The following is a 26,511-nucleotide window of genomic DNA, read 5'->3' on the forward strand; positions in this document are numbered from 1 at the left end:
GTCTTCTGATGACGACATCGAACGCAACGGAGACCCCCAGTGCGATTGAAAATGAAAGTTGTGGCACTTCACATCGACTCTTTCGACAACAGAGCGGCGTGACTCACCGCCACCAGTCTCGCTGCAGTAGAGAGCTAGTTCCCTGTGCGCGCATCCGCAATACTTGTGCACTAGTCCGTCCATTACATCTTTTCCAGTCTTTCACTGAATTCGGATACACGAACAAGCTCTATGGCAGAGGGTGCACACGCCACACCCTCAGCGCTGAGATCTAGCTCTTCCCGCGGCCGCCGGGCCGGAGGACCTCGACTACGCGCTCCGGCACTCGAAAGGCAGGCTGCCCTCCCTAGGGGCGAGCGCGGCGAGTCCGGCAACGGCGAGCAGGAGGCCACCGACGCTGCCACCGAGCTGAGCAATCCCCGCCACCCCGGGATCGGCCGGATAACCGGGGACCCCCACCGCAAGCAGAGTGGCGTAGAGACCCGAGCAGCACACCGCGGAACTACCGACCCAGCCCGCGACAATGGCCGAGCGACTCGGGCGACCGCCTGCGAGGGCGAGTACGCCCACGGTCCCGACCAGACCGAGCGCGGCGAGCGGGAGGTGCGGCAGCGGTGTCGTCACACCGGCGATCGAGTGCACCACAGCGCTGCCAATGGTGACGACCGCGCCACCAACCGCGAGAGGTCTCGCCTGCGCGAGAAGGCCGGGAACCCTGACCGCCCCGAGCCACCGGGAGCGGGCGTGCAGAAAGAACGCGATGGCGAGCATTCCGCCCTGCCAGGCGAAGCTGCCATAGACGAGCGGGCCGACCCAATCAGCCATGGACCCGTCACCTATTGATCCGCCCACCACGGCGGTGATCACTACCGTGGGCAGGATGGTCAGCGCGATCGGGACCAGCAGCCCGGTCCCAGCCCAGCCGGTGAGCAGCAGCATCCAAGCGGGGAGCCGGCGACCCCACGGACGTGTCAGAGCGACGACCACGACGACGAGGAGAACGTCCGCGATCACAGTGATCGCGTTTCCCGCCACCATCGTCGCCCCCTCGACGGCGGACGGGCTCACCATCCCGACGGAGCCGCCCCCGAGCCAGATGAGCTTCAGCACGAGATAGGGAAGTGTTCCTACGGCCGCTGCCCATCCGATCCAGATACGCCGGGATCCCGTCGTCGTCCTCGTAGTCATGACGTCCACCCTCTGTGGTGCGAAGACGTGTGTCCTCCCCCGCCGCAGCGATCCGGGTCCCTCGCGAGAGGGACCGTCGTCCAAGGAGGGGCTCACCGGGGCCGTGGTGGGCGCGCCATCCCGCCGCCCATAGGCCTCGCACGCCACGATGCAGGATGTGATCCACAAGGTGAGCGCAGCGCCGATCCCGGTCACCGCCCGTGCGACTTCAGGGCCGGTCGCGGCGAGGACTGCCAGCCCAGCGAGACCGATCACGAGGAGAGCGGCGCCGGTCAACCGGTACTCCGCCTGGTCCACGACACGCGCCATCGGCAGGAAGTGCAACCCGACCACCAGGCACACCAGGGGAGCGATCAGGCCGGGCGCGGAGAGGGCCACGGCGACCGCGACGACGAACGTGATCGCGACGCCCTGCGTGACGCCGATCGTCCGGTAGCGGGCCCGCCACCGGTGCGGCAGCTGCCGTCGCCGTGCGGCCGGGCGCGTGCGCAGGGCGATGATCGTGCACGTGACCGAGATCGCCACCGAAGCGACGACGGCCGGGAGCGGCGCGGAGAGCGCGGTGGCGCCGGTCAGGGCCCACGGCACGCCGAACAGTGCGGTGACCAGGGCGCCGACGCGTCGCAGCGCCCCGTCGGACGGGCTCGCCTCGCCGGCGGGAGGCTTCGCCCCGGGCGGACGGTCGGTGTACGTCATGTCGGCTCCGGGAGATACAGGACTGTAGCGATGAATGTAAGATACAGGACTGTAGCGATCGAAGGGAGTGGATGTGGTCGCCGGTCCCCGCCGCCGTGGTGCGGCGCTGGTGAAGGCCCTGCACGCCGCCGTGCTCGAGGAACTCGACGACGTCGGGCTCGGCCGGTTGACGATGGACGGCGTCGCGCGGCGGGCCGGGACGGCGCGGACCACGCTCTACCGGCGGTGGGCGAATCCGGGCGAGCTGTTGCTGTCGGCGGTCGGCGACGCCTATCCGGTGGAGGTGCCGTCACCGGTCGGCGGCGACCTGCGGGGGGACCTGATCCGGGCCCTGGAACTGCTGGTGGAGTGGGCCCGGCACCCGACCGCCCGTGCGGTGCAGGCCATTCTCGCCGAGCGGCGGGCGCATCCGGAGCTGGCCGCGCGGCTGGACGAGCTGTTCGACGCGTCCGGCCGGCGCTTCACCGCGACCGTGCTCGACCATTACGTCCGGCTCGGCACCGTCGCCCCCGACACGGTGACCCCGCTGGTCGAGAACGTCGGTGAGGCGATGGTCGTCAAGCACTGGATCGACGTCGGCCGCGAGCCGGACCGGGAGTACCTCGTTCAGGTCGTCGACCAGCTGATCCTGCCCGTACTGGGGAGCCGCTCCGCATGACGCCGCGCCGGTCCCGTTGCCGCGACGGGAGCAGGGGACCGGCCGGAGGCCGCACGCCCCTGATCCCAACTCAGCGGCGCGGCGCCGGAGGCGCCGCCTTGATACCGAATGGAAGGTCTAGACACGGCGAGCGCTGATGCCGTTTGTCGTGTCCCGGCTGATGCTTGACGTTCCGGTCTCACCTGATGCTCGACGTTCGAGCCTGCTGCCCGTAGCTAGACGGTGGCAGCGTCGGCGACGGTGACCCAGGCTTCCGCTCGGTCGGGGTCCGTGCCGCTGGAGAGGGCGATGCTGCGGGCCAGGGCTCGGGCGGTGTCGAGGTGGTCGTCGCTGAGCTTGAGCGCGAGGACAGCGACGTCATAGGCCGCGTCGCCGTTCATCCCGCGCGGGTCGATGAACCACAGCCGACCGCGGCCGTGGAGGACGTTGGGCGATGAGAGGTCGGCGTGGCACAGTCCGGCCGGCATGTCGGCGGCAAGCTCGTCGAGAATCACGATGGCGGCCTCGCGGACTGCGGCAGGCTCAGGGCCGCGATGTGGCGGCTGGTCGTCGGCCGGCGGATCGGTAAGTCGCGCCCGGAGCCACGGCGCGATGCTCGGCACAGGAGGTGCACCGTGTTCATCGGCGAGGGTGCGCAGCATCGTGGCTACATTCGCGAGGTCCCGCGGTCGCGGTTCCTGTTCGGCGAGCGATGTGCCGGGCTCGACCGCGTCCATCGCGGTCCACGTGCTGGTAGCCGTGTTCCGCAGGAGATGGACCGTAGGCGCCAGACCCACCCGCGCGAGCTGGTCCAGTACTGCGGCCTGGTGAACGGCGTCAGGGTCGGGGCTCGACCGCAGGATCAACCGAGCACCGGCGCTGGTCGTGGCCTCCACCACGTGGGCTGACCTGGCAGAGAACCTCACGCCGGTCGGTGTGACCGACAGTGCGGCGCAGACCTCGGCCAACTCGACGGGGAGCGCCTCGGCCCAGACGGGTGCGCGGTCGGGCCATCGCGCGTGTGCGGCGCGGGCGATGTCGGGGTGAAGCGGTGTCACGGACGCAGTGCGGTGACGAGGGTGTGCATGTCGTCGACGACGATCAGGGCGTCCGCATCGGCCAGGCTCTCCGCGCGCTCGGCCTGCTTGGCGTAGCCGATGCACGGCACTCCCGCCGCTGCCCCGGCGAGGGCGTCGGTGATCGAGTCTCCGACGAACACCGCCTCGGTCGGTGCAGCTCGGCTGATGTCCAGCGCCGCGTGGAGGAGTTGTGGGTCGGGCTTCATCTGCTCGGGATGCCCGAAAGGCCGGCCGATGATCTGCGCGACCTGCTCGATGAGGTCGTGCCGGGCCAAATAGGTGCGGATGGCTCGCTCCGAGTTGTTGCTGACAACCAGCACGGTGTGGCCGGTAGCGACGGCGGTGCGGATGAGCTCGTGGGCTCCAGGGGTCGGTTCGGCGACGGTCGCGGCGCGAGTCTCGTGCTCGATGACGTGGGCCTCGACATCACGACCGAACTCGGGCGAATACCGGTACGCGGCTCGCAGCAGAACCAGCGGGTCATCGGTGCGGACCTCGCTGAGGTCGATGCCGCGCACGGTGGCGAACTGGCGTACGGCGGCGGCGACCTCGGGTGCGGGGTGGCCGGCGAACAGGTGCGCGACGGGCCCGTCGAAGTCCAGGAGCAGGACCCGGGCGCCGCGGAGCAGCTCGGCGAGCTGGGTGCGGGTGCCGGTCGGGAGGGTCACTGCGGGTACTCCCGGGTGATGGTGGTCCACACGGAGTCGAACCAAGTGCGAGCCTGGGCGACGTACTGGGGGCCGTTGCTGGTGTCGGCGTCGTCGCCGGTGGAGAAGTGGAACAGGGTGGCGTCCTTGCCCATCGGGTCGAAGATCGGCACGGGCGCCTTGTCGATGGTGACGGTGTGCTCCAGGACGGGGTAGAAGCCGAAGAACGCTTCCTCGTCGTTGATCAGGTAGAGCTTGAACAGCGGTGAGGCGCTGTGGGCCCGGACCTCCGCGGTCGCAGACTTGACCAGACCGAGGTCGGCCAGTTCTTGGACGCCGTCGGTGATGCTGTCCACGGCACGGCGGGTGATCCGGTCGGCGCGCTTGCGGACGGCGGGGTCGTCGGCGGCGGTGTCGGCTCGGCACGGGAGCGCGAGGGGTACACCGGGGTCGGACAGCATGATCCGCACGGCGATGGACTCCGGGCTCAGGCGTCCGGCACGCACCTTGTCCAGGACCTCGGACAAGGTGTTGGCCAGGGTCTCGCCGGAGAACCCGGCGAAGTCGATACGCACGTGCGGGCGCTCGAACGCAGCCTCGATGTGCGGGCGCAGCCCCACCGGTAGCTCGGTCTGGGCGCGGACGAACACCCCGCTCCCCTGGCGGCTGATGAGCAGCCGCTCGGCGTAGAGAGGCCGCAGGGCGGCCTTGACCGTCTCGCGGGCGACGCCGTAGCGCTCGGCCAGGTCGGGCTGTGACGGCAGCTTCTCCCCTGCCTTGAGCTTGCCGAGCTTGATCGCGGCGCGGATCTGGTTGGAGATCTGCTGCGACGGGGTGCGTGGATCCTCCGGGTCCAGGTGCGCGAGGAACTCGGCTGGCGTGCTCATGACCCCACGGTATCGGTCGGCTGACTAGCCCGGCTAGCCATCTTTCTCATTCGTGCTTGACATGGCTAGCCAAGCCGGTCATTCTCAGATGGCTAGCCAAGCTGGTCAGGCGAACGAAGGAGAGAGCAATGAGAGATCTTCCGGTGGTGCTCGACGGCTACAAGCTCACGGTGGTGGAGCCGCCCGCACCCAAGACCCGCCAGGACGCCAACGGCGCGGAAGTACCAGTGACCGACCGGGACGGGGTCACGCAGTTCGTGGTGTCACTGTTCGCGAAGCTCCAGGTCCAGGCGGGCCAGCGGGCGCCGAAGGGTGAGGAGATCAAGGTGACCCTGACGACCGACCCGGGTGAGCGGTTCGGGGAGGACGCCCGGGTCCAGCTCATCGACCCGAAGATCAACCCGTACTCGATCGAGTCCGCGGACGGTCGGACGGTGTCGGGGATCGCGTTCAAGGCGATGGGCCTCAAGCACGCCCACCCCGCTCCCGCGCCGATGCGCCGGGGCAAGGACGACGAGAACCACTCCTGACCGACCTCTGAGTCGTCGGTGTCGCCCGCGGTGATGTGCGGGCAGGCCGCGTGATGTAGCGGCCCAATTCATGCGCCGGAATGGTGTTCCGGCAATTCCCAGTAATTCCGAGACGGGGACACCTATGTCCTCGATCAGGGGTGATCTGCGGTGGTGTGTGGCGAATGCAGCGGTAGCCGGGCGTGCGATGTGTGCGACGGCTACGGCGACTCGACCTGCGGCGTCGAGTGCGGGGCGTGTGGTGGTTCCGGGGCCTGCCCGGGCTGCTTCGGAGACGGCGAGACCAGCAGCCCGACGGCGCTGGCGGAGATGGAGATGACGGCATGAACACGAACACCAGTACCCGCCCCAGGGCGACGACCGGAGTCGGCCGCCTCGTGCGGCGGCTGGAGGTTGAGCGGCGCCGCTGGGCTCGCACCGAGCACCCCGTCGTCGCGACGGAGCAGGCGTGGCGGGCCGGCGTCGCGGAGGGTCTGCGCCTGGCCCAGCTCGCGATCCGAAAGGGGGTCTGACCGTCATGGCGATCAACCTCGGGGCCCGGGATCGGGTTAAGACGCTGCCGAAGGTCAACCGGCGCGCGCTGCGCAAGTACGGGGAGTTCTGGCGGGCATTGCAGCTGGTCGGAGACGCCCTCGCCGAAGCGGACAGGATCGCGGCCAAGGCCACCGACTCGAAGACCAAGCGGTCGGGGAAGGGCGTGTCGGCGAAGGCCGGCGCTCAGGAGCAGCACTGGTCGACCGCGTCGCCGGATGAGATCCGGGCCTCGGCGAAGACCGCGCACGCCTCACTGCGGGTCATGGCCTCGGCGGCCAAGAAGTGGGAGGCCGAGTTGGTCTCCCGCGAGTGGAGGAAGTGATGTCGAAGGCTGTCGATCGCACCGTCGAAGACCTGGATGCCGCGATGCGCGAACTCCGCCGGAGCCTGCACGGGATTCCGTATCGGACCGGCGGGTTCAAGAACACCCACGACAACCTCGCCCGCGACGTCGCCCACCTCACCGTGCACCTCGATTCGGCGCGTGGGGCTCTGCGCGAACAGAAATGACCACCTGGGTGGTGGGGTCGCCCGCTGCACTGATTCTTGGCGGAAACACACAGCGGGCGCCCCTGCTACCCGACACACAATCTCGTGAGGACTGGTAGCAGTGACCAAGCGTAGTAGCTCTGCAACACGCATGAACGGCCCGGCTCGCACTCATGTCGGGCGTGCGTCTCGGCCTCCGGGGCGGGAGTTCCAGGCGTTGGCCTGGACGGCGCGGCATCCTGGGCTCGTCGCCGTCCCGCTCGTCGTCCTCGGCCTCGTGCTCATGCTCGGGCCACTCGTCACCGGTCTCGGGCTCGGCGTCCTGGTCGCCTCGGTGGCGGTCTGGGGCCGGTCGCACCCGGCCAGCTTCGACCGGTTCGCCGCACCGGCGCTGCGGGCCACGTGGCGGCGCTGGACGGTCTACCGGGGTCGTCGGTGGGCGCAGCTCATGTCCGATACCGGGCTGACGAAAGAGCACCGGCAAACCGGGGACCAGCTCGTTCCCCGTGTGCTGCGGGTCCGCTCGTCCTCGGCGTCGATCGACACCGTCTACGTCCGCATGGTCCGCGGGCAGGACGTCGCCTACTGGCAGGAGCGCTCCTCGGTGCTGTGGGAGGCGCTGATCGCCCACCGGGTCGCGATCACCCGCCACCGACCCGGCGTCGTCGCGATCGTCATCGAGTGGGAGCTGCCGTTCACCCGCACGATCCCCGCCCCGGACATCCCGGAGACCACCGAGGACGTGGACTTGGGTGCGGTGGAGATTGGGGACAACGAGCGCGGCGAACCGTTCACTGCTCCCGTGATCGGCGGACACCGTCTGGTCGCCGGCGCCTCCGGAGCAGGCAAGGGCTCCGTCCTGTGGTCCACGTTGCGTGGGGTGGGGCCGTGCATCCGCGACGGGATCGTCCGTGTGTGGATGGTCGACCTCAAGGGTGGGGTAGAGACCGAGCAGGGGGCGCCGCTGTTCCACCGCTACGCCACCTCGATGCCCGCCGCGCTGGAGCTGCTGAACGAGTTCCGGGATGCGATGCGCGACCGGCAGGACGACATGCGCGACCAGAACATCCGCGCCTGCACCCCCTCCACAGGCACGCCGGTGGAGCTGCTGGTCATCGACGAGATGGCCATGCTCACCGCCTACGGCGACCGCACCTCCGTCCGCGACGCCCTGCGCCTCCTCGCCGAGGTGATGACGCAGGGCCGGGCGTCCCTGTTCGCCGTCCACGGCTACCTACAGGAGCCCTCCAAGGACGTCGTGGACGTGCGGGAGCTGTTCACCCAGCGCATCTGCCTCGGCGTCACCGCCGCCTCCCACGTCGACATGGTCCTCGGGGAGGGCGCCCGGGAGCGTGGGGCGCTGGCCGATGAGATCCCCGGCGACGCCCGCCACGCCGGGATCGGCTTCGTCATCGACAAGGGCTCACGCCTCCCGGTCCGGTTCCGGGCCGCGTTCGTCTCCGACGACGACATCACCGAACTGGTCCAGCGCTGCACCCCGCCGCCGGACGCGGACGTGATCGACCTCCACGACAACGACGACGCCGAGCGGGGGGCCGCCTGATGGGCACCACCACCGCATGGGTCCTGCGCACCTGGGCCAAGTTCACCCTGCTCTTCGCGCTCATCGTCGGCGGGACCTGGCTCTACCTGGGGTCAGCGTCGGGTTGGTTCTGGGTCGTCACCGCTGGCGCGGTCGTGGCGGAGTGGTACGTGGTCCGCCAGCTCGCACGCGAGTGGTCCTGGGAAGCCCGCGCCACCTGGTGGTGGTCGGCATGACCACTGAGACGAGCACGGTGCAGGGTGCGTTGTTCGGGGACCCGGTCACCGTCGAGACCACCGACCACGGCCCGGCCGCGACGCAGGACCCGCGTGAGGTCGCCCGCGTCGTCGGCCTGGCCCAGGACCCGGGGCTGTTCGTCATCGAGCGCGCCGGGCTCGTGCTGAGGGCGGACCGGGCCCGGCCCGGCTGCGCCGACGCCCTCGCCCGGCACGACGGGGACACCGTCGCCCAGCTCCTCGACACCGGACACCTCCGACTCGGCGGCGCCCACCACGTCCACCACGCAGGCTCCGAAGGACCGGCCCGCTCGATCCTGGTACCCAAGGCCACCCGGGACATGGTGTCCCGCTGGGACCACCTGCGCCCCGTCCCGGAACCGACGCCGGAGCCTGCGAAGACGCCGCAGTGCTCCACCGGGGTGATCGGCGTCGACGTCGTCGAGCCCGGGAAGGCCCTGGTCTGCCTCGGCACGACCGGGCAGGGCGGGACCGTGCTGCGCGACGGCGGCCGCTACCGGGTCGAGAACGACCACGGCGCACTCGTCGGCCACGCATCGTCCTACCGAGCTGCTGCCCGGCTCCTGGCCCGCTACCACGGCCTCACACCGGGCCCGGTCGAGATCGAGCACGAGCACCGCCTCTACCGCCGCTGACCCCGGCAATCGGCCCGGCCCCGCCGCAGACGAGACCAGCTCCCGGCGGGGCCGGCGCCACCCCACCCACTCACTCGTCCCCCGGAGGGATGCCGTGATGACGGCTGCCACAACCACGCCCGACCAGCACGACCACAACCTGTCCCACCTGCTGCGCTCCGACGGCTTCCAGACCTGGCGCCGCGAGGTCACCGCCATCGGCGGCTGCGCCGCACCGATCCACCTGACCGGCTCCTCGCGGATCTACGACCGTGCCACCGGCACCGTCCTTGCTGAGCGGGAAGGCGACATCCTCGCCCCGTGCGGCAACCGACGCGCGTCGGTGTGCCCGGCCTGCTCGGACCGCTACGCCTCCGACGCCTACCACCTCCTCCGCTCCGGGATGACCGGCGGCAAGGGCGTCCCCGACACCGCCGCCGCCCACCCGCGGCTGTTCGTCACCCTGACCGCGCCCTCATTCGGGCCGGTCCACACCCGCCGAGTCACCGCCCGAGGCCTCGTCATCCCCTGCCGCTGCGGCGACAAGCACCACCGCGACGACCCCCGCGTCGGCTGCGCCCTCGACCCCGACACCCACGACTACGTGGGCGCGGTGCTCTGGCAGGCCCACTCCGGGGTCCTGTGGAACCGGTTCGCCATCCGGCTGCGGCGCCTGCTCGCACAGATCCTCGGCGTCCGGGTCCGCGACTTCCGGGACCACGCCCGGCTGTCCTACGCCAAGGTCGCCGAGTACCAGCGCCGCGGACTGGTCCACTTCCACGCCGTCATCCGCCTCGACGGCCCCGACGGACCCTGGACCGCCCCACCCGCCGGGATCACCGCCGACGCGCTCCACGCCGCTATCCGGGACGCAGCACACGACGTGTCACTGACCGTCGACCGGCCCGACGGCACCCCGCAGACGCTCGCCTGGGGGACGCAGGTCGACATCCGGCCCATCACCAGCACCACCGCGGCCTCGCTGGAGAACGACGACGGCGAGATCACCGACTCAGCCCTGGCCGCCTACGTCGCCAAGTACGCCACCAAAGGCACCGGCAAGTCCGAGGCCACCGACCGGCCCATCCGCGACATCGCCCACCTCGACCACCTCGACATCACCCCGCACCACCGCAGGCTCATCGAGACCGCGTGGGAACTCGGCGGCCGCGAGGAGTACGAGGGGCTGAACCTGCGCCGCTGGGCGCACATGCTCGGGTTCCGCGGCCACTTCCTCACCAAATCCCGCGCCTACTCGACCACCTTCGGTGCAATCCGCGGGGACCGGCGCACCTACCGGCTCGGCGAGACCCTCGCCGCCCTCGACACCCCGGCCGACCCCGGATCGGTGCTGGTGGTCAACGACTGGGCCGTCGTCCACATCGGGCACCGCAACGACCCCGAACGAGAGATTGCACTCGGCATCGCCGAACGACGACGCGAGCAACGCCAGACCCGCAGCACCGACCGCACACACCTCGGGAGGACCTCATGAACGGGATCGAGAAGCTGTGGGGCGTCAAGGATGTCGCCGAGTACCTCGGCATCCCCGTCCAGACGCTCTACCGCTGGCGCTGCCAGGGCTACGGGCCCCGGGGCCGGCGGATGGGCAAGCACGTCCGCTACATCCCCGACGACGTCCGCGAGTGGGTCGCGTCGCTGCGGGACGAGGTGGCCTGATGGCACGCCCTCCCCTGCCGATCGGCACGCACGGCCGCATCCGCGTCTACCAGCTCGGGCAGAAGCGCTACCGCGCCCGGACGAGCTACCGCGATCACGACGGGGTCGTGCGTGACGTCGAGCGAACCGGCCCGAGCCGGTCCGGCGCCGAGAACGCGTTGCGGCTGGCCCTACGCGACCGCGGCCGGGTCTCCCGGGGTGGTGAGGTCACCCGCGACTCGACCGTGCGCGACCTCGGGGAGCTGTGGTTGGCCGAGATGGACCGCGCCGTCCGGCTGGGCAAGCGCTCACCGACGACTGCCGAGGCCTACCGCTACCGCTGGGACCGGCACGTCCGCGAGGGCGTCGGCATGCTGCGGGTCCGTGAGCTGACCGTATCCCGTCTCGATCGCCTGGTGGTCGAGGTCCACGACCGGTACGGGGCCGGTGCCGCGAAGACCACTCGCACGGTGCTCAGCGGTCTCGTCGGCCTGGCGGTCCGTCACGACGCGCTCGACCGCAATCTCGTGCGCGACGTCGGCCGGATCGAGAACACCACCTCGTCCGCCCGGTCACTGACCGTGGTTCAGGCCGTCGACCTCCGGGGCAGGATCAGCGCGAATTCGAAGGCCAGGGAATGGGACCTGGTCGACTTCACCGACTTCATGCTCTCGACCGGCCTGCGTATCGGTGAGGCAGCCGCCATCACCTGGCCGTCGCTCGATCTCGACGCCGCGACGGTCGAGGTCCGCGGCACCGTCGTCCGGATCAAGGGCCAGGGCCTCACGATCAAGCCCCGGCCGAAGAGCAAGAGCGGTTTCCGCACGCTGGAGCTGCCGGGCTGGGCGGTGGCGATGCTTCGTCGTCGACGTGCCGCGAGCGTGCCGAACGAGTGGGAGGTCGTGTTCACCGCGCCGCACGGTGGGCTGCGGGACCCGTCGAACACCCAGTCGGACCTACGAAATATCTTCGACGCCGCCGGGTACGAGTGGGTCACCTCCCACGTCTACCGCAAGACAGTGGCGACTCTCATGGACGAGGCCGGCCTCACCGCGCGCCAGGCCGCCGACCAGCTCGGGCACGCCAAGATCTCGATGACCCAGGACAACTACTTCGGCCGCAAGGTCGCCCAGACCGGGGCCGCCGGAGTCCTGGAGGTGTTCAGCAATCCCGGGGGTAATCCGGGGGTGGATCTTGACGGTTCCGAGGAGTCAGGCTCGTGACCTGGGAGAATGTGGGCCCCCGGGGGATCGAACCCCGAACCCGCGGATTAAAAGTCCGCTGCTCTGCCGATTGAGCTAGAGGCCCCTGACCGACCCCGGACACCCCGGGCCCGGCCCGCCACCGGTTACCCCCGGCCGGTCGTGGCGAACCGGACGCCATCTTACCGTCCGCAACCGGGCATCTCGTCGTCGCGACACCATCACCGTGTCGGGTGTCGCTCACCGCTGCGCCCCCACCGAACGACCGGATCCGCTGTCTCAGAGCGGTTCCCGGGCGGGCCGGACGGCGTCGCGGGCACGTGCGGGCCGCGGGGCCGCCTGCGGGGAGGTACGGGGGCCGGGCGTGGCCGCCACACGAACCGGTGGAACCTGCCTCGATGTCCGATCTCGCAGTGCCCACCCCAGCCCGACGAACGATCATCGTCGGCATGATCCACGTACGCTCCGTCGCCTCGATCGCCCTGCTCGGCGCCGCTGCGCTCGTCCTCACCGCCTGCGGCGGCAGCGGTGACGGCGAGCAGTCACAGAGCGCCGCGACCCGGGTCTCCGCGACGTTCGCCCAGGGCGGCGAGGGACCCGCCCACACCTACGACGCCGCGCTGGTCCCGGCCGGCTCGACCGTCGAGGTCACCAGCGCCGAGCAGGACGGCTCGACCGTCACCACGCTGCGGGTGAGCGGTCTGGTGCCGAACCGGACCTATGGCGCGCACGCGCACACGAAGCCCTGCACCGCGGCCGCGGGCGCCGACGCGGGCCCGCACTACCAGTTCTCCGAGGACCCGGTGACGCCGAGCGTCGACCCGTCGTACGCCAACCCGATGAACGAGATCTGGCTCGACGTGACCACCGACGCGAACGGCACCGGCGAGTCGACCAGCACCGTCCCGTGGGCCTTCCCGGACGACCGGCGCGCGGAGTCCGTCGTCCTCCACGAGAAGCCGACCGCCACCCACGCCGGGCACGCCGGCACCGCGGGCGGACGCCCCGGCTGCGTCACCGTCGACTTCTGACCGACGCCCAGGTCGGCGCCGCCACGCGGGCCTGGGACACTGGTGGGCGTGACCGTGTTGGACAGCGTCCGCGACGCGCGGACGGACACCCCCGCCCGCCGTGACCGCGTGCTGCCGCCGTTGCGCATCGGCCCGTTCGAGGTCGACACCCCCGTGGTGCTCGCGCCGATGGCCGGCATCACCAACCCCGGGTTCCGCCGCCTGTGCCGTGAGCAGGGCGCCGGCTACTACGTCTGCGAGATGATCACCGCCCGCGGGCTGGTCGAGAAGAACCCGCTGACGTTCCGCATGATCGCCTTCGACGCGGACGAGCACCCCCGCTCGATGCAGCTCTACGGCGTCGACCCGGTGTCGATGCAGCGGGCCGCGGAGATGATCGTCGAGCGGGACCTGGCCGACCACATCGACATGAACTTCGGCTGCCCGGTCCCCAAGGTCACCCGTCGTGGTGGCGGGGCGGCGCTGCCGTTCAAGCGGGAGCTGTTCCGCCGGATCGTGCGGGCCGCGGTCACCGGCGCCGGGGACCGCCCGGTCACCGTGAAGATGCGCATCGGCATCGACGACGAGCACCACACCCACCTCGAGGCCGCGCGGATCGCCGTCGACGAGGGCGCCGTCGCCGTCGCGCTGCACGCCCGCACCGCCGCCCAGCGCTACTCCGGCACCGCGGACTGGGACGAGATCGCCCGGCTGCGCGACGCAGTCCCGGCGCACGTCCCGGTCCTGGGCAACGGTGACATCTTCTCCGCGCAGGACGCCCTGGACATGGTCGCCCGGACCGGCTGCGACGGCGTCGTGGTCGGCCGGGGCTGCCTGGGCCGGCCGTGGCTGTTCGGGGACCTGGAGGCCGCGTTCGCCGGCCGCGAGCTGCCCGCCCCGCCGAGCCTGGGCCAGGTCGCCGCGACGCTGCGCCGGCACGCCGTGCTGCTGTGCGAGCACATGGGCGACCACAAGGGCATCCGCGACGTGCGCAAGCACATCGCCTGGTACCTCAAGGGCTTCCCGGTCGGCCCGGAGCTGCGGCGCAGCCTCGGGATGGTGGAGTCGATCGATCACCTCGACGAGCTGCTGTCCGGGCTGGACCCGGACGAGCCGTTCCCGGCCGACGCCGACGGTCCGCGCGGGCGCCAGGGGTCACCCGGTCGCGTCGTGCTGCCCGAGCACTGGCTCGACGACCCGGACGACCCGTCGATCCCCTTCGGGGCGGACGTGGAGCACTCCGGAGGTTGATCACGGCGACCCCGGGGCGAACACGCGTTACCCCGACCCGGGGGAACCAGGGCGCCGAACGGGTGCCGACTCGCCGTACGCCTCAAGCGTCCCGGGGGTGTCACCGATGAACAGTCCCAGTGGCCGAACGGCTCGACGACGGGGAGGTGGACCATGACCGACACCGCATGGACGGTGCGCAGGCTCGTGCGGTCCGCACGCCGTCTCGACCCGTCGCCCCCCGCTCCCGGACCCGACACGCCGGGCGACGACGTCGCCCCCGCCTCCCCCGCGGCCCGCGCGGCCCTGCACACCGCGGCCGCCGAGCGGCTCGCGGAGCACCGTCGCTACGAGCAGGCCTACCTGCACCTGCGCGAGGCCGTCCGGCTCCTGCACGGCCTCAACGCCCCCAGCCCCCCCGACGAGCTCGACCGGCTCCGCCGCGAGCACGCCGAGGCCCGTGAGCAGAGCCGCCGCGACAGCCTGACGGCGTCGTACAACCGCCGCTACCTCGACGAGCGGCTGATCGACCTGCTCGCCGCGGGCACGGGCCTGCCGGTCTGCCTGGCGCTCGCCGACATCGACCACTTCAAGCTGGTCAACGACACCCACGGGCACCCGTTCGGGGACCGGGTCCTGCAGCGGATGGTGCTGGAGCTGGGCCGGGCCCTGCCGCCCGGGGCGTTCTGCGCCCGCTACGGCGGCGAGGAGTTCGCGCTGGTGCTGCCCGGGCTGACGGCCGAGGAGGGCGTCGCGGCCTGCGAGACCGCCCGGGAGAGCGTCGCCGCGCACGACTGGAGCGACCTGCACCCCGACCTGCGGATGACGATCAGCATCGGCGTCGCCCGGTCCCGTCCCGGCGACGACGACGTCGAGGCCCTCGTCACCGAAGCCGACGTGCTCCTCTACACGGCCAAGCAGGCGGGCCGGAACGCCGTCGCCCACCGCGACGCCGACGGCCGGGTGAGCCTCGCCGGCCCGGCATCCGGACGCCGGTCGATCCCCCAACCGGAGCAGGGCGCGTCGCGCCCCGCGCCACCCGCGCCGAACCGGGCCGAATAAGATCCTCCGTGCGGTCCCCGCGACCGCACGATCCCGGAAGGGCGCGCTCCCCCGACGCCGCGCCCGTCACGCGCTTCCGCTCCGGCGGTCGCGACGAGGAGGCCCGGTGCAGGACGGCGACGACGAGGTGCGCCGGCCCCGGCGTACGCGTCGGCGCCCGGACGACGCGGGCCCGCCCGCGCCCCCCGCGCCGCAGGGCCCTCCCGGGGCGCAGGTCCCGCCGCCCGGAGCGCACCCGTCGGGCCCGCAGGGGCGCCCCGGCGTGCAGCCCTCCGGCCCGCAGCCCCGTCCCGCCACCGGGACCCACCCCTCCGGGCCACAGCCGCGGCCCGTCACCGGGACCCACCCCTCCGGCCCGCAGCCGCGGCCCGCCGACGCCCCGCCGCCGGGACCGGTCCCCCCGACCGGTGTGCGACGCGTGCGCGGCGGACCCGTACCCCGCCGTCCCGGTGAGCCGCCGGCGCCGCAACGCCCGCGCGACGGCGACCCGGGGCGGACCACCCCGGTGCCGCCCGCGGGCGGCACCGCCCGTCCGGCGACGCCCGGTGGCCGGCCCGCCCGCACCCCGGGGACGGCCCCGACGACCGCGCGCTCCTCCACCCCGGCCACCCGGATCGGCGCCGGCACCGGGGCCACCCCGGCGACCCGGGGCGGTACCCCCGGGACCACACCGACCACCGCAGCCCGCCCGACCGCGGACACCGGGGAGACCCCGCCCGACGCAGCCCGTCCGGACACCCGGGCCCCCCGGAGCACCGGAGCCGGCCGGAACACGGGCGACGCCGTGAGCGCCGGGGCCCCCCGGAGCGGTGCGACCGACGGCGACACCGAGACCGGAGCGGGCGTGCCGCCGCCGCGGCCCGCCCGCCGCGGCGCCGCGGACTCGCGCGTCACCGAGGTCTTCGACGCGCTGGTGCCGCGCCGCCGTCGTCGTCGCTACCGGGACGACCCGCCCGCCGAGGACACCACCACGGCGCAGGAGCCCACGCCGGAGGCGGACGCTCCCGGGGTCGCGGAGCCGGGACCGGGCGAGACCCCGCCACCGGCCCGGCTCGACGCCCGCGCCCGCGCGCTGCGGATCGGCGCAGCGGCGGCCGCGATCCTCGTCCTGGTCACCACCGCCTACGGGTTCGCCGGGCGCAGCGAGGTGCACGACGGCGTCCGCGACGTCGCCGCCCTCGCCAGGGACAGCGACGCGATCCTCGACGCCGACGTCCAGGCCGGCGACCGCAACGTCCTGGTGCTGGGTCTGCAGGCCGACCGCGCGGGCACCGCGGAGTCCGCGCGCACCGACACGGCGGTCCTGGTCCACCGGCCCGCGGGCGGCGGCCCGGCCGTCACCCTGTCGATCCCCGCGACGCTGGAGGTGTCCCGGCCGCCGTGCCGGCGCTTCGACGCCACCACCGGCACCTACGGCGACACCGTGCCCGCTGAGTCCCGCACCGCCTTCGCCACCGCCTACGACGTCGGCGGCCCGGCCTGCAGCGTCGGCGTCGTCCAGCAGCTGACCGGCATGCCGATGAGCGGCGTCGTCGCGCTCGACCTGGCCGGGACCCCGCAGCTGGTCGACGCCGTCGGCGGGATCGAGGTCTGCACCGAGCGTCCGGTCGTGGACCCGGTGCTCGGCCCGGTCGTGGAGGGCTCGGGCACCGTGGAACTCGACGGGCCCACCGCGGTCCGGTTCGCCTCCGCCGCGGGCACCGCGGACAGCTCCCCGGCGAACCGGGTCCGGCGCCAGCAACGCGTGCTCGCCGCCGCGCTCGGCGACGCGCTCTCGACCGCGTCGCTGCTGACCCCGGGGGCCCCGGGCCGCTCCGCGGCCGGGGTGTCGTCGGCGCTGTCGGCGGACGGAGTCGACGCCGGCGAGATCCTCACCCTCGCCCGCGGGCTCGCACGGTCCGGCGCCGCCGGCGACGCCGACACCCCGGTGTTCCTGTCGGTCCCGGTCACCGAGGCCCCCAACACGCGGGGCCAGCTGGAGCTGCGCCGCTCCGAGGCTCGCACCCTGTTCTCCGCGCTGCGCGAGCACGAGCCGCTGCCCGAGAGCGCGACCGCGCCGGCCTCCCGGTCCGCGGCCGCCCCGGCGCCGGGCACCGTCGTGGACCTGGTCGACGCGACCGGACGCCCTGGAGCGGCCGACCGGATCGCCGCGGACCTGCGCGAACGCGGCTACGAGATCGGCACCGTCACGCCCGGTCCGGCCGCACCCGGCGCGCAGGTCCGCTACTCCCCCGACAACACCGACGCCGCGGGCACGCTCGTGGAGGCGCTGCCCGGCGCGCGGCCGGTCCCGGACCCGACCGGGAGCCGGATGCTGGAGCTCGTCGTCGGGGCCGGCGACGCGGCCCCGGTGCAGGCCGTCCCCTCCGACGACGCCGACTGCGGCTGACACGCCCATACCCCGAACGGGGGATGTCGTCCAGCGTTCACGGCGGGTTCACCCGCTGCAGCTGAACCTTCCCGTCCGGGGGCCTAGGCTCGGGACATGCGCGACACCTATCAGGAGCAGCTGGACGAGCTGGCCTCCGGCCTGGCAGACATGTGCGACGACGTCGCACGTGCCATGGCGCGCGCCACGACAGCGCTGCTCGAGGCCGATCTCCAGCTCGCCGAGCAGGTCATCTCCGAGGACATCAAGATCGACGACGTCCGTGCCGCCGCGGAGCACCGGGCCTTCGGCCTGCTCGCCCTGCAGGCGCCGGTCGCGACCGACCTGCGGGTCGTCGTCGCCGCGATCCACGGTGCGGGCGACATCGAGCGCATGGGTGACCTCGCCCTGCACGTCGCCCAGGCCGCCCGTCGCCGGCACCCGCAGACCGTGCTGCCCGACGAGGTGAAGTCGTACTTCGCCGAGATGGGCCGGGTCGGTGTGGAGCTCGCGGAGAAGGCCGGTCGGGTCATCCGGACCCGTGACCTGGACGCGGCGAACGAGCTCGAGGCGGACGACGACGCCGTCGACGACATCCACCAGCACATGTTCACCGTGCTGATGGACCGCAACTGGACCCACGGGGTGTCCGCCGCGGTCGACGTCGCACTGCTCGCACGCTTCTACGAGCGGTACGCCGACCACGCCGTCGCCGTCGCTCGCCGGATCGTGTACGTCGTGACCGGGCAGATGCCCGGTCCGCTCGCTGTCTGAGGGTGTTGTTGCCCCGTTCGACGTAGTCGATACACCCCGCTCGGCGAACGGCCGACCGATCGAGTTTGACGGTGCGACGCCGAGGGCACGTCTGCGTCATGGAACACGCGGGCTGCGTCGTCACAGAGGTCGTCGGGACCTCGGACGAGAGCGTCGAGGCGGCGATCCGGGACGGCATGAGCCGGGCCGGACACGCCCTCGAGTGGTTCGAGGTGACCGGGGTCCGATCGACCGTCCTCGGCTCCACCGAGCGCTTCCGGGTCGGCCTGCGCGTCGGCCTGCGGTCCCGCGCCGCCTGACCCGGCGTTCACCGAGCGTTCACCGGTCCCGGGCCGAATCGGCCACGGACTCCGATCTAAGGTCGTCGCCATGCGCAGGGAGACGCTCGACGACAACCTGACGCAGCTCCGGTCCATGCTCGACGAGATGGGTCCGCTCGTCGCCTCCGCGTTCCGCGACGCGTCCGAGGCGCTCCTGTGCCACCGCCCCCGGCTCGCCGAGCAGGTCGTCTCCCGCGACCCCGTCATCGACGGCCACCGCGACGCGATCGAGCTGCTCGCCGTCGAGACCATGAACATCCACCAGCCGATGGTCGCGCCGCTGCGCTCCGTGATCACCGCCCTGCGGTGCGCCCAGCAGCTGGAGCGGATGGGTGATCTGGCCCGGCACGTCGCCGCCACCGTCGTTCGCAACGCGGACCGTGCGGTGCTCGCCGAGCAGGCCCGCCCGCTGTTCCGCGACTACGGGGCCCGGGTCGCAGCCATGGGTGACAAGGCCGTCGAGGCGCTCCGTACCCACAACGTCGTCCTCGCCGCCGAGCTGCGTGACGACGACGACGTCGTCGACGCCCTGCACCGACAGGTCTTCGAGCTGATGTTCGGCCCGGACTGGACCGCGGGGGTGCCCGCCGCCGTCGACGCCGCGCTGCTGGCCCGCTTCCACGAGCGCTACGCCGACCACTGCGTGCACCTGGCCGACCACATCGTCTACGCCGTCACCGGCGGCACCGTGGACGAGCTACCCGCGCTCTGACCCCACCCGCGACGACGACGGCCCCGGCCCGCCTGAGGGGGCCGGAGCCGTCGTCGTGCTGCGGGGACTCAGCCGAAGCGACCGGACACGTAGTCCTCGGTCGCCTTCTGCTTCGGCTGGGAGAAGATCGTCTTGGTCTCGTCGAGCTCGACCAGCTTGCCGGGCTTGCCGGTGCCCTCGATGTTGAAGAAGCCGGTGAAGTCGCTGACCCGCGCCGCCTGCTGCATGTTGTGGGTCACGATGACGATCGTGTAGTCGTTCTTCAGCTCGTTGATCAGGTCCTCGATCGCCAGCGTGGAGATCGGATCCAACGCCGAGCAGGGCTCGTCCATCAGCAGGACGTCCGGGCGCACCGCGATCGCGCGGGCGATGCAGAGCCGCTGCTGCTGACCACCGGACAGGCCCGAACCGGGCTTGTCGAGCCGGTCCTTGACCTCGTTCCAGAGGTTCGCACCGCGCAGCGACCGCTCGACGGTGTCGTCGAACTCGGACTTCGAGGCCTTCTTGTTGTTGAGCTTCATCCCGGCGATCACGTTGTCGTAGATCGACATCGTCGGGAACGGGTTGGGCCGCTGGAAGACCATGCCGATCTGGCGGCGGACGCCGACCGGGTCGACGTTCGCGCCGTAGAGGTCCTGGCCGTCGAGCTCGAGCCGGCCCTCGACACGGGCGCCGGGGATGTTCTCGTGCATCCGGTTGATCGACCGCAGGAAGGTCGACTTGCCACAGCCGGACGGGCCGATCAGGGCCGTCACCGTCTTCGGCTTGATGGTCATGTTGACGCCCTCGACCGCGAGGAACGCCCCGTAGTAGATGTTCAGGTCCTTGGCTTCGACACTCTTGCCCATGTCGGGAGTCCTTATCGGGTCTTCGGGGCGAAAATACGGGAGATGACGCGGGCGAGGATGTTCAGCACCATGACGATGAGCATCAGCACCAGGGCCGCGGTCCACGCCCGGTCGATGAACGCCTCACGCGGGATGCCGGGCACCGCGTAGGAGTAGTACGAGAAGACGGGCAGCGTCGCCATGGGCCCGGAGAACGGGTTGAGGTTGATCCCGAGAGCGGCACCGACCGTGACCAGCAGCGGCGCGGTCTCGCCGATGACCCGGGCAACGGCCAGCGTGATGCCGGTCGCGATACCGCCGGCGGTGGTCGGGATGACGACCTTCAGGATGGTCCGCCACTTCGGGACCCCGAGGGCGAAGGCGGCCTCACGCAGCTCGTTCGGGACGATCTTCAGCATCTCCTCGGTGGAGCGGACCACGATCGGGATCATCAGCACGGTCAGTGCGACCGCACCGACGAACCCGAAGCGGACCCCGGGCCCGAGCAGCAGCGCGAAGAGCGCGTAGGCGAACAGGCCTGCGACGATCGAGGGGATACCGGTCATCACGTCGACGAAGAAGGTGATGGCCCGCGCCAGGCGCGAGTTGTTGCCGTACTCCACCAGGTAGATCGCGGTCAGGATGCCGATCGGGATCGACATCAGGGCGGCGAGCCCGGTGATGATGAGCGTGCCCTGGATGGCGTGCAGACCACCGCCGCCGACACCGACGATGCCGCGCATGGACTGGGTGAAGAAGGTCGCGTCGAACCGTGCCCAGCCCTCGGAGACGACGGTGTAGAGGACCGACACCAGCGGCAGCATGGCCAGCAGGAACGCCGTGGTGACCACGACGGTGACCAGACGGTCGGTGGCCCGGCGACCGCCCTCGACGACCCGGGACACGACATAGGTCGCGACCGCGTACACGACGGCGGTCGACACCACCCAGAGTCCGACACCGGAGCCGAGGAGTGCGACGAGCCCACCCATCAGGACCGCGGAAGCCACGAGCACCGCCCACGGGGCCCAGTTCGGCAGGCTTCCCGTACGGCGCAGCACCGTGGGTGTCGCGGCGGGGGTCTCCAGACCGGTACTGGTCACGGGTACCTCGGTGTCGGTGCGGTTGCGTTCGGTTCCGGTGGACATCTCAGTTCGCTCCGGAGAAGTCGCGGCGGCGCTCGACGATGTAACGGGCGAGCATGTTCACCAGCAGCGTGATCACGAAGAGCACGAGGCCGGAGGCGATCAGGACGTTCACGTCGAGCCCGGAGGCCTCGGGGAACTGCAGGGCGATGTTCGCCGCGATCGTCGACGGGTTCTCGCTGCTGATCAGGTTCAGCGTCACCGCTCCGGAGACCGACAGGATCGTGGCGACCGCCATCGTCTCCCCTAGCGCGCGCCCCAGACCCAGCATCGCCCCGGAGATGACGCCCGAGCGGCCGAACGGCAGCACCGCGAGCCGGATCATCTCCCAGCGGGTGGCACCCAGGGCGAGCGCGGCCTCCTCGTGCAGCTTCGGCGCCTGGAGGAAGACCTCACGGGCGACGGCGGTGATGATCGGCAGGATCATCACGGCGAGGACGACACTGACGACCAGCATGGTCCGGCCGGTGACCGAGGGCGGCCCGGCGAACAACGGGATCCAGCCGAGGTAGTCGTTGAGCCAGACGCTCAGCGCCACCGACGCGGGGGCGAGGGTGAAGGCACCCCAGAACCCGTAGACGATCGACGGGACCGCCGCCAGGAGGTCGACGACGTAGCTCAGCCCCTGTGCGAGCCGGCGGGGCGCGTAGTGGCTGATGAACAACGCGACACCGACCGCGAGCGGCGTCGCGATCAGCAAGGCGATCACGGCACCGAGGACCGTGCCGAAGATGAGCGGGGCGATGTAGGCGGCGAGCCCACCGTGCACCTCCTCCGCCGGAGCGACGAGAGCGGGCGCGGCCTCGGAGACGAGGAACGCGGCGACCCCGGCGAGGACGACCAGGATCAGGATCCCCGCACCCTTCGCCGAACCGGCGAAGATGCGGTCACCGAGCTGGCCCGGAGGCTTGCCCGATACGGGTTCGGGCTTCGTTTCCGTGGTGGTCACAGTGATCCCTGGGGGTGCGATCGTGCGCTGGGCAGGGGAGGACGGCACCGGGGAACCCCGGGCTCGGTGTCCATGATGAACACGGCCCGGGGCCCCTGGCTAGATGACATCCGACTCAAGCCGACGGTCAGCCGGCGGCCTTGATCTGGTCGATCACCGGGGTGATCTGGCCACGCAGGGCCTCCGAGAGGGGCGCCGAGCCCGCGTTCTGCGCCGCGGTCTGCTGACCGTCCGCGCTGACCACGTAGTTCAGGAACGCCTTGGTGGTGTCGGCCTGGGCGGCGTCGGGGTAGGTCGGGCAGGCGAGGAGGTACGACACCAGCACCACCGGGTAGGCACCGCCGGTGGCGGTCCTGTTCAGGTCGAAGGCGAACGAGGTGTCGCCCTGGCCCTCGACGCGCGTGGACTCCTCGAGGATCTTCGCGGCGGCCTCGGCGGTCGGCTCGACGTTCTGGTCGCCCAGCTTCACCTTGGCCTTGCCCAGCTCGCCGGCCTGCGACGCGTCGGCGTAGCCGATCGTGCCGTTGCCCGCGTTCACCGCGCCGACGACACCGGAGGTGCCCTGGGCGGCCTCGCCGCCCTGGATCGGCCACTCGCCGTCGCCCTCATCGGTCCACACCTGCGCCGCGGCCTTGTTGAGGAAGTCGGTGAAGTTCTCGGTGGTGCCCGACTCGTCCGAGCGGTGCACCGGGGTGACCGCCGTGGCCGGAAGCTGCACGCCCGGGTTGTCCGCGGCGACCTTGGGGTCGTTCCAGGTCGTGATCTCGCCCTTGAACAGGCCCGCGATGGTCGCCGGCGACAGGTTCAGGTCCTGCACGCCGTCGAGCTTGTAGACGATGGCGATCGGCGAGACGTAGTTCGGGATCTCGATGACCGAGCCGCCGCAGCGCTGCCGCGCCTGGTTCAGCTGGTCGTCCTTCAGGTAGGCGTCCGACCCGGCGAACTGGACCGCCCCCTGGACGAACTGCGTACGGCCACCGCCCGAGCCGACCGGCTGGTAGTTGACCGTCGCGCCGGGGTTCGCGCCGGTGAAGCCGGCGATCCAGGCCTGCATGGCCGCCTGCTGGGAGCTCGCGCCCGCACCGGCGATCTGGCCGGTGACGCCCGAACCCTGGGCGTCCGAGCCACCGCCCTCGTTCGCCGCACCGCAGCCGGCGACGAACAGTGCGCAGGACGTGGCGATACCGACGGCAGCCAGGCGCGCCCGGGGCGCGCGCCGCTTGGTCTTCACTGCAGTTTCCTCCGAGTCGGCTCCGAGCCGGTTGCGGGACGGCGGTCTGGGTGACCACTCGGCCGCAGACGCTAGGAGTCGACGTTGGACGCCACCCCCACGGAAGATGAACGTGGGATGAACAGGGTCGGCGACCGGGTGGACCTGCGTCACACGTTCGAACGAACCCGTCACCGGTCGTCGAACGGTGACCGGGTCTCACCGGGCGTAGTTGACGTCCGCGGCGTGTACGGCGAACCCGAGGCGCTCGTAGACGGCTACGGCGGGGGCGTTGTCCGCCTCGACGTAGAGCAGCACGGTGTCCAGCCCGCGGTCGTGCAGGTGGTGCAGTCCGGCGAGGGTCAGGACCGTGCCGAGCCCCCGTCCGTGGGCGGCCGGATCGACGCCGAGGACGTAGACCTCGCCCAGGGCCCGCTCGTCGCCGGTCGCCGGGTGGACCTTGGTCCAGTGGTAGCCGAGCAGGGTGCCGCCGCCGTGGACGGCGAGCAGGAACCCCGCCGGGTCGAACCAGTCCTCGGCCTCCCGCGCGGCGAGCTCGGCGCCGGTCCAGCCGCCCTGCTCGGGGTGCCAGTCGAAGGCGGCGTTGTTGACGCGGAGGAACTCGTCGTCGTCGCGGCCGGGTTCGAAGGCACGGATCGTGACGCCGTCGGGGACGGTCAGGGCGGGCAGCGGGCCCGCCGCACCGGTGCGGCGCATCTGCCAGAGCACGCGGTCCCGGCGGTAGCCGCGGCCCGCGGCGAGCCCCTTCGCGGCGTCGAGGTCGCCGTGCGCCCACACGTGCGGGTCGGCGGTGACCTTCTCGACCGCAGCGACGAGCGCGCCGCCGATCCCCCGCCGTCGTGCGCCGGGGTGCACGGCCAGCTCGGCGTAGGTGCCGTCGACCTGGGCGTAGCCGGCCACGGCTCCGTCGTCACCGGGGACGACGAGGTGCGCCACACCGTCGGCGGGGGCGTCCGGGCGCAGGTGCATCAGGAACTGCTCGGAGAGCGGTTCGGCGCCGTCGGCGGCGGTCGCCGCCCTCAGCAGGTCCTGCACCGCGGAGACGGTGGGGGCGTCGAGACGGGAGTGCTCCTGCGGGTCCACGAGCGCCGACCCTAGGTCACCGCGGCACCCACGCTCCACGTCCCGGGCCGGTCGGGGGCCGGGCGCCGGGCAGGCGACGGTCCGGGACGGGCTCGGGGTCCGCGTCGTCCTGGTCGGGCGGCGCGGACAGCCCGCCGCGCGACGGGCGGACGAACTTGTAGCCGACGTTGCGCACGGTGCCGATCATCTGCTCGTGCTCGCCGCCGAGCTTGGCGCGCAGCCGCCGGACGTGGACGTCGACGGTGCGGGTGCCACCGAAGAAGTCGTAGCCCCAGACCTCCTGCAGCAGCTGCGCCCGGGTGAATACCCGTCCCGCGTGCTGCGCGAGGTACTTGAGCAGCTCGAACTCCTTGTAGGTGAGCTCCAGCAGCCGGCCCTTGAGCCGCGCCGAGTACGTCGCCTCGTCGATGACGAGCTCGCCGAGGACGAGCGCGCCACCCCCGGACGCGGACTCGGCACCGGGGCGCGACCGCAACAGCCGCAGCCGCGCGTCCACCTCGGCCGGGCCGGTGTCGGGGAGCAGGATCTCGTCGACCACCCACTCGCCGGACACGGCGACCAGGCCGCCCTCGTTCAGCACGGCGATCACCGGCGCGTCGGTCCCGGCGCTGCCCAGCAGCCGGCACAGGCTGCGCGCGGCGACCAGGTCGGAACGGGCGTCCACCAGGACGGCGTCGTGCGGACCGGCGTCGAGCAGTGCCGCCACCTCGGGCGCCGCGGTCCGCACGTTGTGCGGCAGCAGCGACAGGGCGGGCAGTACGGCTGCCGCATCCGGAGCCGTGGTCAGCAGGAGCAGTTCCATGGACTCCCCCTTCTCGCGATACGCGGACGATACCGGGACGTCACCCCACGGTCAGCCGCAGAGCGACGGGTTTCACGCCACGAACTGGATCGTTCCCGTCGGGGACGGGGTCCGCTCCGGGGCCCCGGGGCCGCCCACCGGGCCGGCGGCCGGGCTCTCTACCCTGGTCAGGACGTATCCCGATCCTGTGGAGGCCCGGTCGTGGGACGCCCCGTCCGTCGCGTGCTCGCCACCGTCCTGGCGGTGGCCGCCGTGCTCGTCGCGGGCGACCTCGCCACCGGCGCGGCGGTCGAGGCGGGCGTCTCCCGTGCGCTGCGCGACCGGCTCGACCTCCCCGAGGACCCGCGTGTGCAGGTGCACGGCTTCTCTGTCCTCGCCCAGGCCGCGACCGGCCGCTACGGCCATGTCGAGATGACGCTGCAGCGGGTCCCGGTCGGGCCGCTGCGCACACCCGAGCTCCAGGTACAGATGTACGGCCTGCGCGGGGACCTGTCCGACCTCGCCGGGCCCGGACCCGCCCGGTTCCGCGCCGCGGCGGCCGAGGGGATCGTGCAGGTGAGCCCGAACGACATCCGCCGGATGGTCGTCGACGCCGGCGGGCCGGCCGCCGGGGTGACGCGGCTGTCGGTCGAGGCCGTCGACGCCAACGCGATCGACTCGGTGATCCGGGCCGGCGGCGACCCGGCGCTGCGCGGACTCGACCCGCGCAACGCGGCACGGTTCGTCGCGGAGATGCCGGTGGACGGGGCCGACACGCAGGTGGCCGTCCTGACCGTGCTCCTCGTCGACCACGGCACGATGCGGATCGTCCCGCGGGACGTCCGGATCAACGGCTCGGACGAGCCGGTGCCGGACGCGGTCCGCACCTCGATGCTGCGCGCGCTCGCCGTGGACATCGACCCGGGTCCGCTGCCGCTGGGCGTCACCGCGACCTCGGCCGGTGTTCCGGAGTACAACGTCCTGCAGATCGCCGGGTCCGTGCGCGACCTGAGCGTGGGCGGCGGACCGGGCACGTCCCGCTCCGCGGGCTGAGAGG

At 72.0% G+C, this 26,511-nt stretch carries 29 protein-coding genes and 1 tRNA gene; 19 read left to right on the forward strand and 11 right to left on the reverse strand.

Translation table 11 applies throughout. The features are described from left to right. Positions 1 to 309: 309 nt before the first annotated feature. Complete coding sequence (locus tag DMP15_RS00260) at positions 310 to 1,884, reverse strand: hypothetical protein (protein ID WP_337825324.1); 1,575 nt, start codon at positions 1,882 to 1,884, stop codon at positions 310 to 312. 73 nt (positions 1,885 to 1,957) lie between these two features. On the opposite strand from DMP15_RS00260, the gene DMP15_RS00265 reads away from it, so the two are divergent. After that, the gene (locus DMP15_RS00265; RefSeq protein WP_217266898.1) at positions 1,958 to 2,542 is read left to right on the forward strand and encodes a TetR/AcrR family transcriptional regulator; all 585 of its coding nucleotides are present in this window, start codon (positions 1,958 to 1,960) and stop codon (positions 2,540 to 2,542) included. Positions 2,543 to 2,757: 215 nt separating this feature from the next. On the opposite strand, the gene DMP15_RS00270 is transcribed toward DMP15_RS00265, so the two are convergent. From DMP15_RS00270 to DMP15_RS00280, 3 genes are all read right to left on the reverse strand, one after another. Then, positions 2,758 to 3,258 (reverse strand): phosphotransferase, encoded by a 501-nt coding sequence (locus DMP15_RS00270; RefSeq protein WP_337825325.1) that lies wholly within the window; start codon positions 3,256 to 3,258, stop codon positions 2,758 to 2,760. 317 nt (positions 3,259 to 3,575) lie between these two features. Further along, the gene (locus tag DMP15_RS00275; protein WP_073575873.1) at positions 3,576 to 4,268 is read right to left on the reverse strand and encodes an HAD family hydrolase; all 693 of its coding nucleotides are present in this window, start codon (positions 4,266 to 4,268) and stop codon (positions 3,576 to 3,578) included. After that, on the reverse strand, positions 4,265 to 5,134 hold the full coding sequence (locus tag DMP15_RS00280; protein WP_073575872.1) for a winged helix-turn-helix domain-containing protein: 870 nt from the start codon (positions 5,132 to 5,134) through the stop codon (positions 4,265 to 4,267). Before DMP15_RS00280 ends, DMP15_RS00275 begins: the two co-directional genes overlap by 4 nt. A gap of 128 nt (positions 5,135 to 5,262) precedes the next feature. Between DMP15_RS00280 and DMP15_RS00285 the strand changes: the two genes are divergently transcribed. The 10 genes from DMP15_RS00285 (at position 5,263) to DMP15_RS00330 (ending at position 11,983) form a co-directional block, all read left to right on the forward strand. Next, positions 5,263 to 5,664 carry a hypothetical protein gene (locus DMP15_RS00285; RefSeq protein WP_337825326.1) on the forward strand — a complete coding sequence of 134 codons (402 nt, stop codon included), beginning with the start codon at positions 5,263 to 5,265 and terminating at the stop codon, positions 5,662 to 5,664. 323 nt (positions 5,665 to 5,987) lie between these two features. Further along, positions 5,988 to 6,176: a hypothetical protein gene (locus DMP15_RS00290; protein ID WP_073575870.1), complete on the forward strand. Its 189-nt coding sequence runs from the start codon at positions 5,988 to 5,990 to the stop codon at positions 6,174 to 6,176. A gap of 5 nt (positions 6,177 to 6,181) precedes the next feature. Beyond that, positions 6,182 to 6,520, forward strand: a complete 339-nt coding sequence (locus DMP15_RS00295; RefSeq protein ID WP_073575869.1) for a hypothetical protein — start codon at positions 6,182 to 6,184, stop codon at positions 6,518 to 6,520. Next, positions 6,520 to 6,708: a hypothetical protein gene (locus DMP15_RS00300; RefSeq protein WP_073575946.1), complete on the forward strand. Its 189-nt coding sequence runs from the start codon at positions 6,520 to 6,522 to the stop codon at positions 6,706 to 6,708. The genes DMP15_RS00295 and DMP15_RS00300 overlap by 1 nt, the downstream gene beginning before the upstream one ends. 196 nt (positions 6,709 to 6,904) lie before the next feature. Further along, positions 6,905 to 8,251, forward strand: coding sequence for an FtsK/SpoIIIE domain-containing protein (locus DMP15_RS00305; protein WP_304580129.1), 1,347 nt, complete (start codon positions 6,905 to 6,907; stop codon positions 8,249 to 8,251). Further along, complete coding sequence (locus DMP15_RS00310; protein WP_073575867.1) at positions 8,251 to 8,466, forward strand: hypothetical protein; 216 nt, start codon at positions 8,251 to 8,253, stop codon at positions 8,464 to 8,466. Before DMP15_RS00305 ends, DMP15_RS00310 begins: the two co-directional genes overlap by 1 nt. Beyond that, positions 8,463 to 9,122 (forward strand): hypothetical protein, encoded by a 660-nt coding sequence (locus tag DMP15_RS00315; protein WP_304580128.1) that lies wholly within the window; start codon positions 8,463 to 8,465, stop codon positions 9,120 to 9,122. Before DMP15_RS00310 ends, DMP15_RS00315 begins: the two co-directional genes overlap by 4 nt. 97 nt (positions 9,123 to 9,219) lie before the next feature. Then, a complete protein-coding gene (locus tag DMP15_RS00320) occupies positions 9,220 to 10,596 on the forward strand; it encodes a replication initiator (protein WP_073575865.1) in 1,377 nt (458 codons plus the stop codon). Further along, on the forward strand, positions 10,593 to 10,781 hold the full coding sequence (locus DMP15_RS00325) for a helix-turn-helix transcriptional regulator (RefSeq protein ID WP_062401553.1): 189 nt from the start codon (positions 10,593 to 10,595) through the stop codon (positions 10,779 to 10,781). The genes DMP15_RS00320 and DMP15_RS00325 overlap by 4 nt, the downstream gene beginning before the upstream one ends. After that, positions 10,781 to 11,983, forward strand: a complete 1,203-nt coding sequence (locus DMP15_RS00330) for a site-specific integrase (protein ID WP_073575864.1) — start codon at positions 10,781 to 10,783, stop codon at positions 11,981 to 11,983. The genes DMP15_RS00325 and DMP15_RS00330 overlap by 1 nt, the downstream gene beginning before the upstream one ends. Positions 11,984 to 11,995: 12 nt before the next feature. Here DMP15_RS00330 and DMP15_RS00335 read toward each other — a convergent pair. After that, positions 11,996 to 12,068 (reverse strand) — tRNA-Lys (locus DMP15_RS00335). Positions 12,069 to 12,411: 343 nt separating this feature from the next. On the opposite strand from DMP15_RS00335, the gene DMP15_RS00340 reads away from it, so the two are divergent. From DMP15_RS00340 to DMP15_RS00370, 7 genes are all read left to right on the forward strand, one after another. Then, positions 12,412 to 12,993: a superoxide dismutase gene (locus tag DMP15_RS00340; RefSeq protein WP_337825327.1), complete on the forward strand. Its 582-nt coding sequence runs from the start codon at positions 12,412 to 12,414 to the stop codon at positions 12,991 to 12,993. A 108-nt stretch (positions 12,994 to 13,101) separates the two neighbouring features. Next, positions 13,102 to 14,223 (forward strand): tRNA dihydrouridine synthase DusB, encoded by a 1,122-nt coding sequence (gene dusB / locus DMP15_RS00345; protein ID WP_337826664.1) that lies wholly within the window; start codon positions 13,102 to 13,104, stop codon positions 14,221 to 14,223. 153 nt (positions 14,224 to 14,376) lie between these two features. Next, positions 14,377 to 15,264 (forward strand): GGDEF domain-containing protein, encoded by an 888-nt coding sequence (locus tag DMP15_RS00350; protein WP_253067434.1) that lies wholly within the window; start codon positions 14,377 to 14,379, stop codon positions 15,262 to 15,264. A 784-nt stretch (positions 15,265 to 16,048) separates the two neighbouring features. Continuing rightward, complete coding sequence (locus DMP15_RS00355) at positions 16,049 to 17,653, forward strand: LCP family protein (RefSeq protein ID WP_139282824.1); 1,605 nt, start codon at positions 16,049 to 16,051, stop codon at positions 17,651 to 17,653. Between the two features lie 96 nt (positions 17,654 to 17,749). Then, positions 17,750 to 18,406, forward strand: a complete 657-nt coding sequence (gene phoU, locus DMP15_RS00360; RefSeq protein ID WP_062399711.1) for a phosphate signaling complex protein PhoU — start codon at positions 17,750 to 17,752, stop codon at positions 18,404 to 18,406. A gap of 98 nt (positions 18,407 to 18,504) precedes the next feature. Continuing rightward, the gene (locus DMP15_RS00365) at positions 18,505 to 18,705 is read left to right on the forward strand and encodes a dodecin family protein (RefSeq protein ID WP_073575853.1); all 201 of its coding nucleotides are present in this window, start codon (positions 18,505 to 18,507) and stop codon (positions 18,703 to 18,705) included. Between the two features lie 70 nt (positions 18,706 to 18,775). Beyond that, on the forward strand, positions 18,776 to 19,438 hold the full coding sequence (locus tag DMP15_RS00370; protein WP_179761256.1) for a phosphate signaling complex PhoU family protein: 663 nt from the start codon (positions 18,776 to 18,778) through the stop codon (positions 19,436 to 19,438). A gap of 68 nt (positions 19,439 to 19,506) precedes the next feature. On the opposite strand, the gene pstB is transcribed toward DMP15_RS00370, so the two are convergent. From pstB to DMP15_RS00400, 6 genes are all read right to left on the reverse strand, one after another. Then, on the reverse strand, positions 19,507 to 20,286 hold the full coding sequence (pstB, locus tag DMP15_RS00375) for a phosphate ABC transporter ATP-binding protein PstB (RefSeq protein ID WP_073575851.1): 780 nt from the start codon (positions 20,284 to 20,286) through the stop codon (positions 19,507 to 19,509). Positions 20,287 to 20,297: 11 nt separating this feature from the next. Continuing rightward, the gene (pstA, locus tag DMP15_RS00380; RefSeq protein ID WP_073575850.1) at positions 20,298 to 21,413 is read right to left on the reverse strand and encodes a phosphate ABC transporter permease PstA; all 1,116 of its coding nucleotides are present in this window, start codon (positions 21,411 to 21,413) and stop codon (positions 20,298 to 20,300) included. Between the two features lies 1 nt (position 21,414). Beyond that, the gene (gene pstC / locus DMP15_RS00385; RefSeq protein WP_073575849.1) at positions 21,415 to 22,359 is read right to left on the reverse strand and encodes a phosphate ABC transporter permease subunit PstC; all 945 of its coding nucleotides are present in this window, start codon (positions 22,357 to 22,359) and stop codon (positions 21,415 to 21,417) included. A gap of 127 nt (positions 22,360 to 22,486) precedes the next feature. Then, entirely contained in the window at positions 22,487 to 23,590 is a 1,104-nt protein-coding gene (pstS, locus tag DMP15_RS00390) for a phosphate ABC transporter substrate-binding protein PstS (protein WP_073575848.1), read from the reverse strand. Between the two features lie 198 nt (positions 23,591 to 23,788). Further along, entirely contained in the window at positions 23,789 to 24,673 is an 885-nt protein-coding gene (gene mshD, locus DMP15_RS00395; protein WP_161152184.1) for a mycothiol synthase, read from the reverse strand. Positions 24,674 to 24,689: 16 nt separating this feature from the next. Then, positions 24,690 to 25,475 (reverse strand): winged helix-turn-helix transcriptional regulator, encoded by a 786-nt coding sequence (locus DMP15_RS00400; RefSeq protein WP_062399702.1) that lies wholly within the window; start codon positions 25,473 to 25,475, stop codon positions 24,690 to 24,692. Between the two features lie 201 nt (positions 25,476 to 25,676). Here DMP15_RS00400 and DMP15_RS00405 point away from each other — a divergent pair, with 201 nt between their 5' ends. Continuing rightward, positions 25,677 to 26,507 carry an LmeA family phospholipid-binding protein gene (locus tag DMP15_RS00405; RefSeq protein ID WP_161152185.1) on the forward strand — a complete coding sequence of 277 codons (831 nt, stop codon included), beginning with the start codon at positions 25,677 to 25,679 and terminating at the stop codon, positions 26,505 to 26,507. The last annotated feature ends 4 nt before the right edge of the window (positions 26,508 to 26,511 follow it).

The organism is Pseudonocardia sp. UM4_GMWB1 (genome assembly GCF_017312155.1).
Taxonomy (GTDB): Bacteria; Actinomycetota; Actinomycetes; order Mycobacteriales; family Pseudonocardiaceae; genus Pseudonocardia; species Pseudonocardia alni.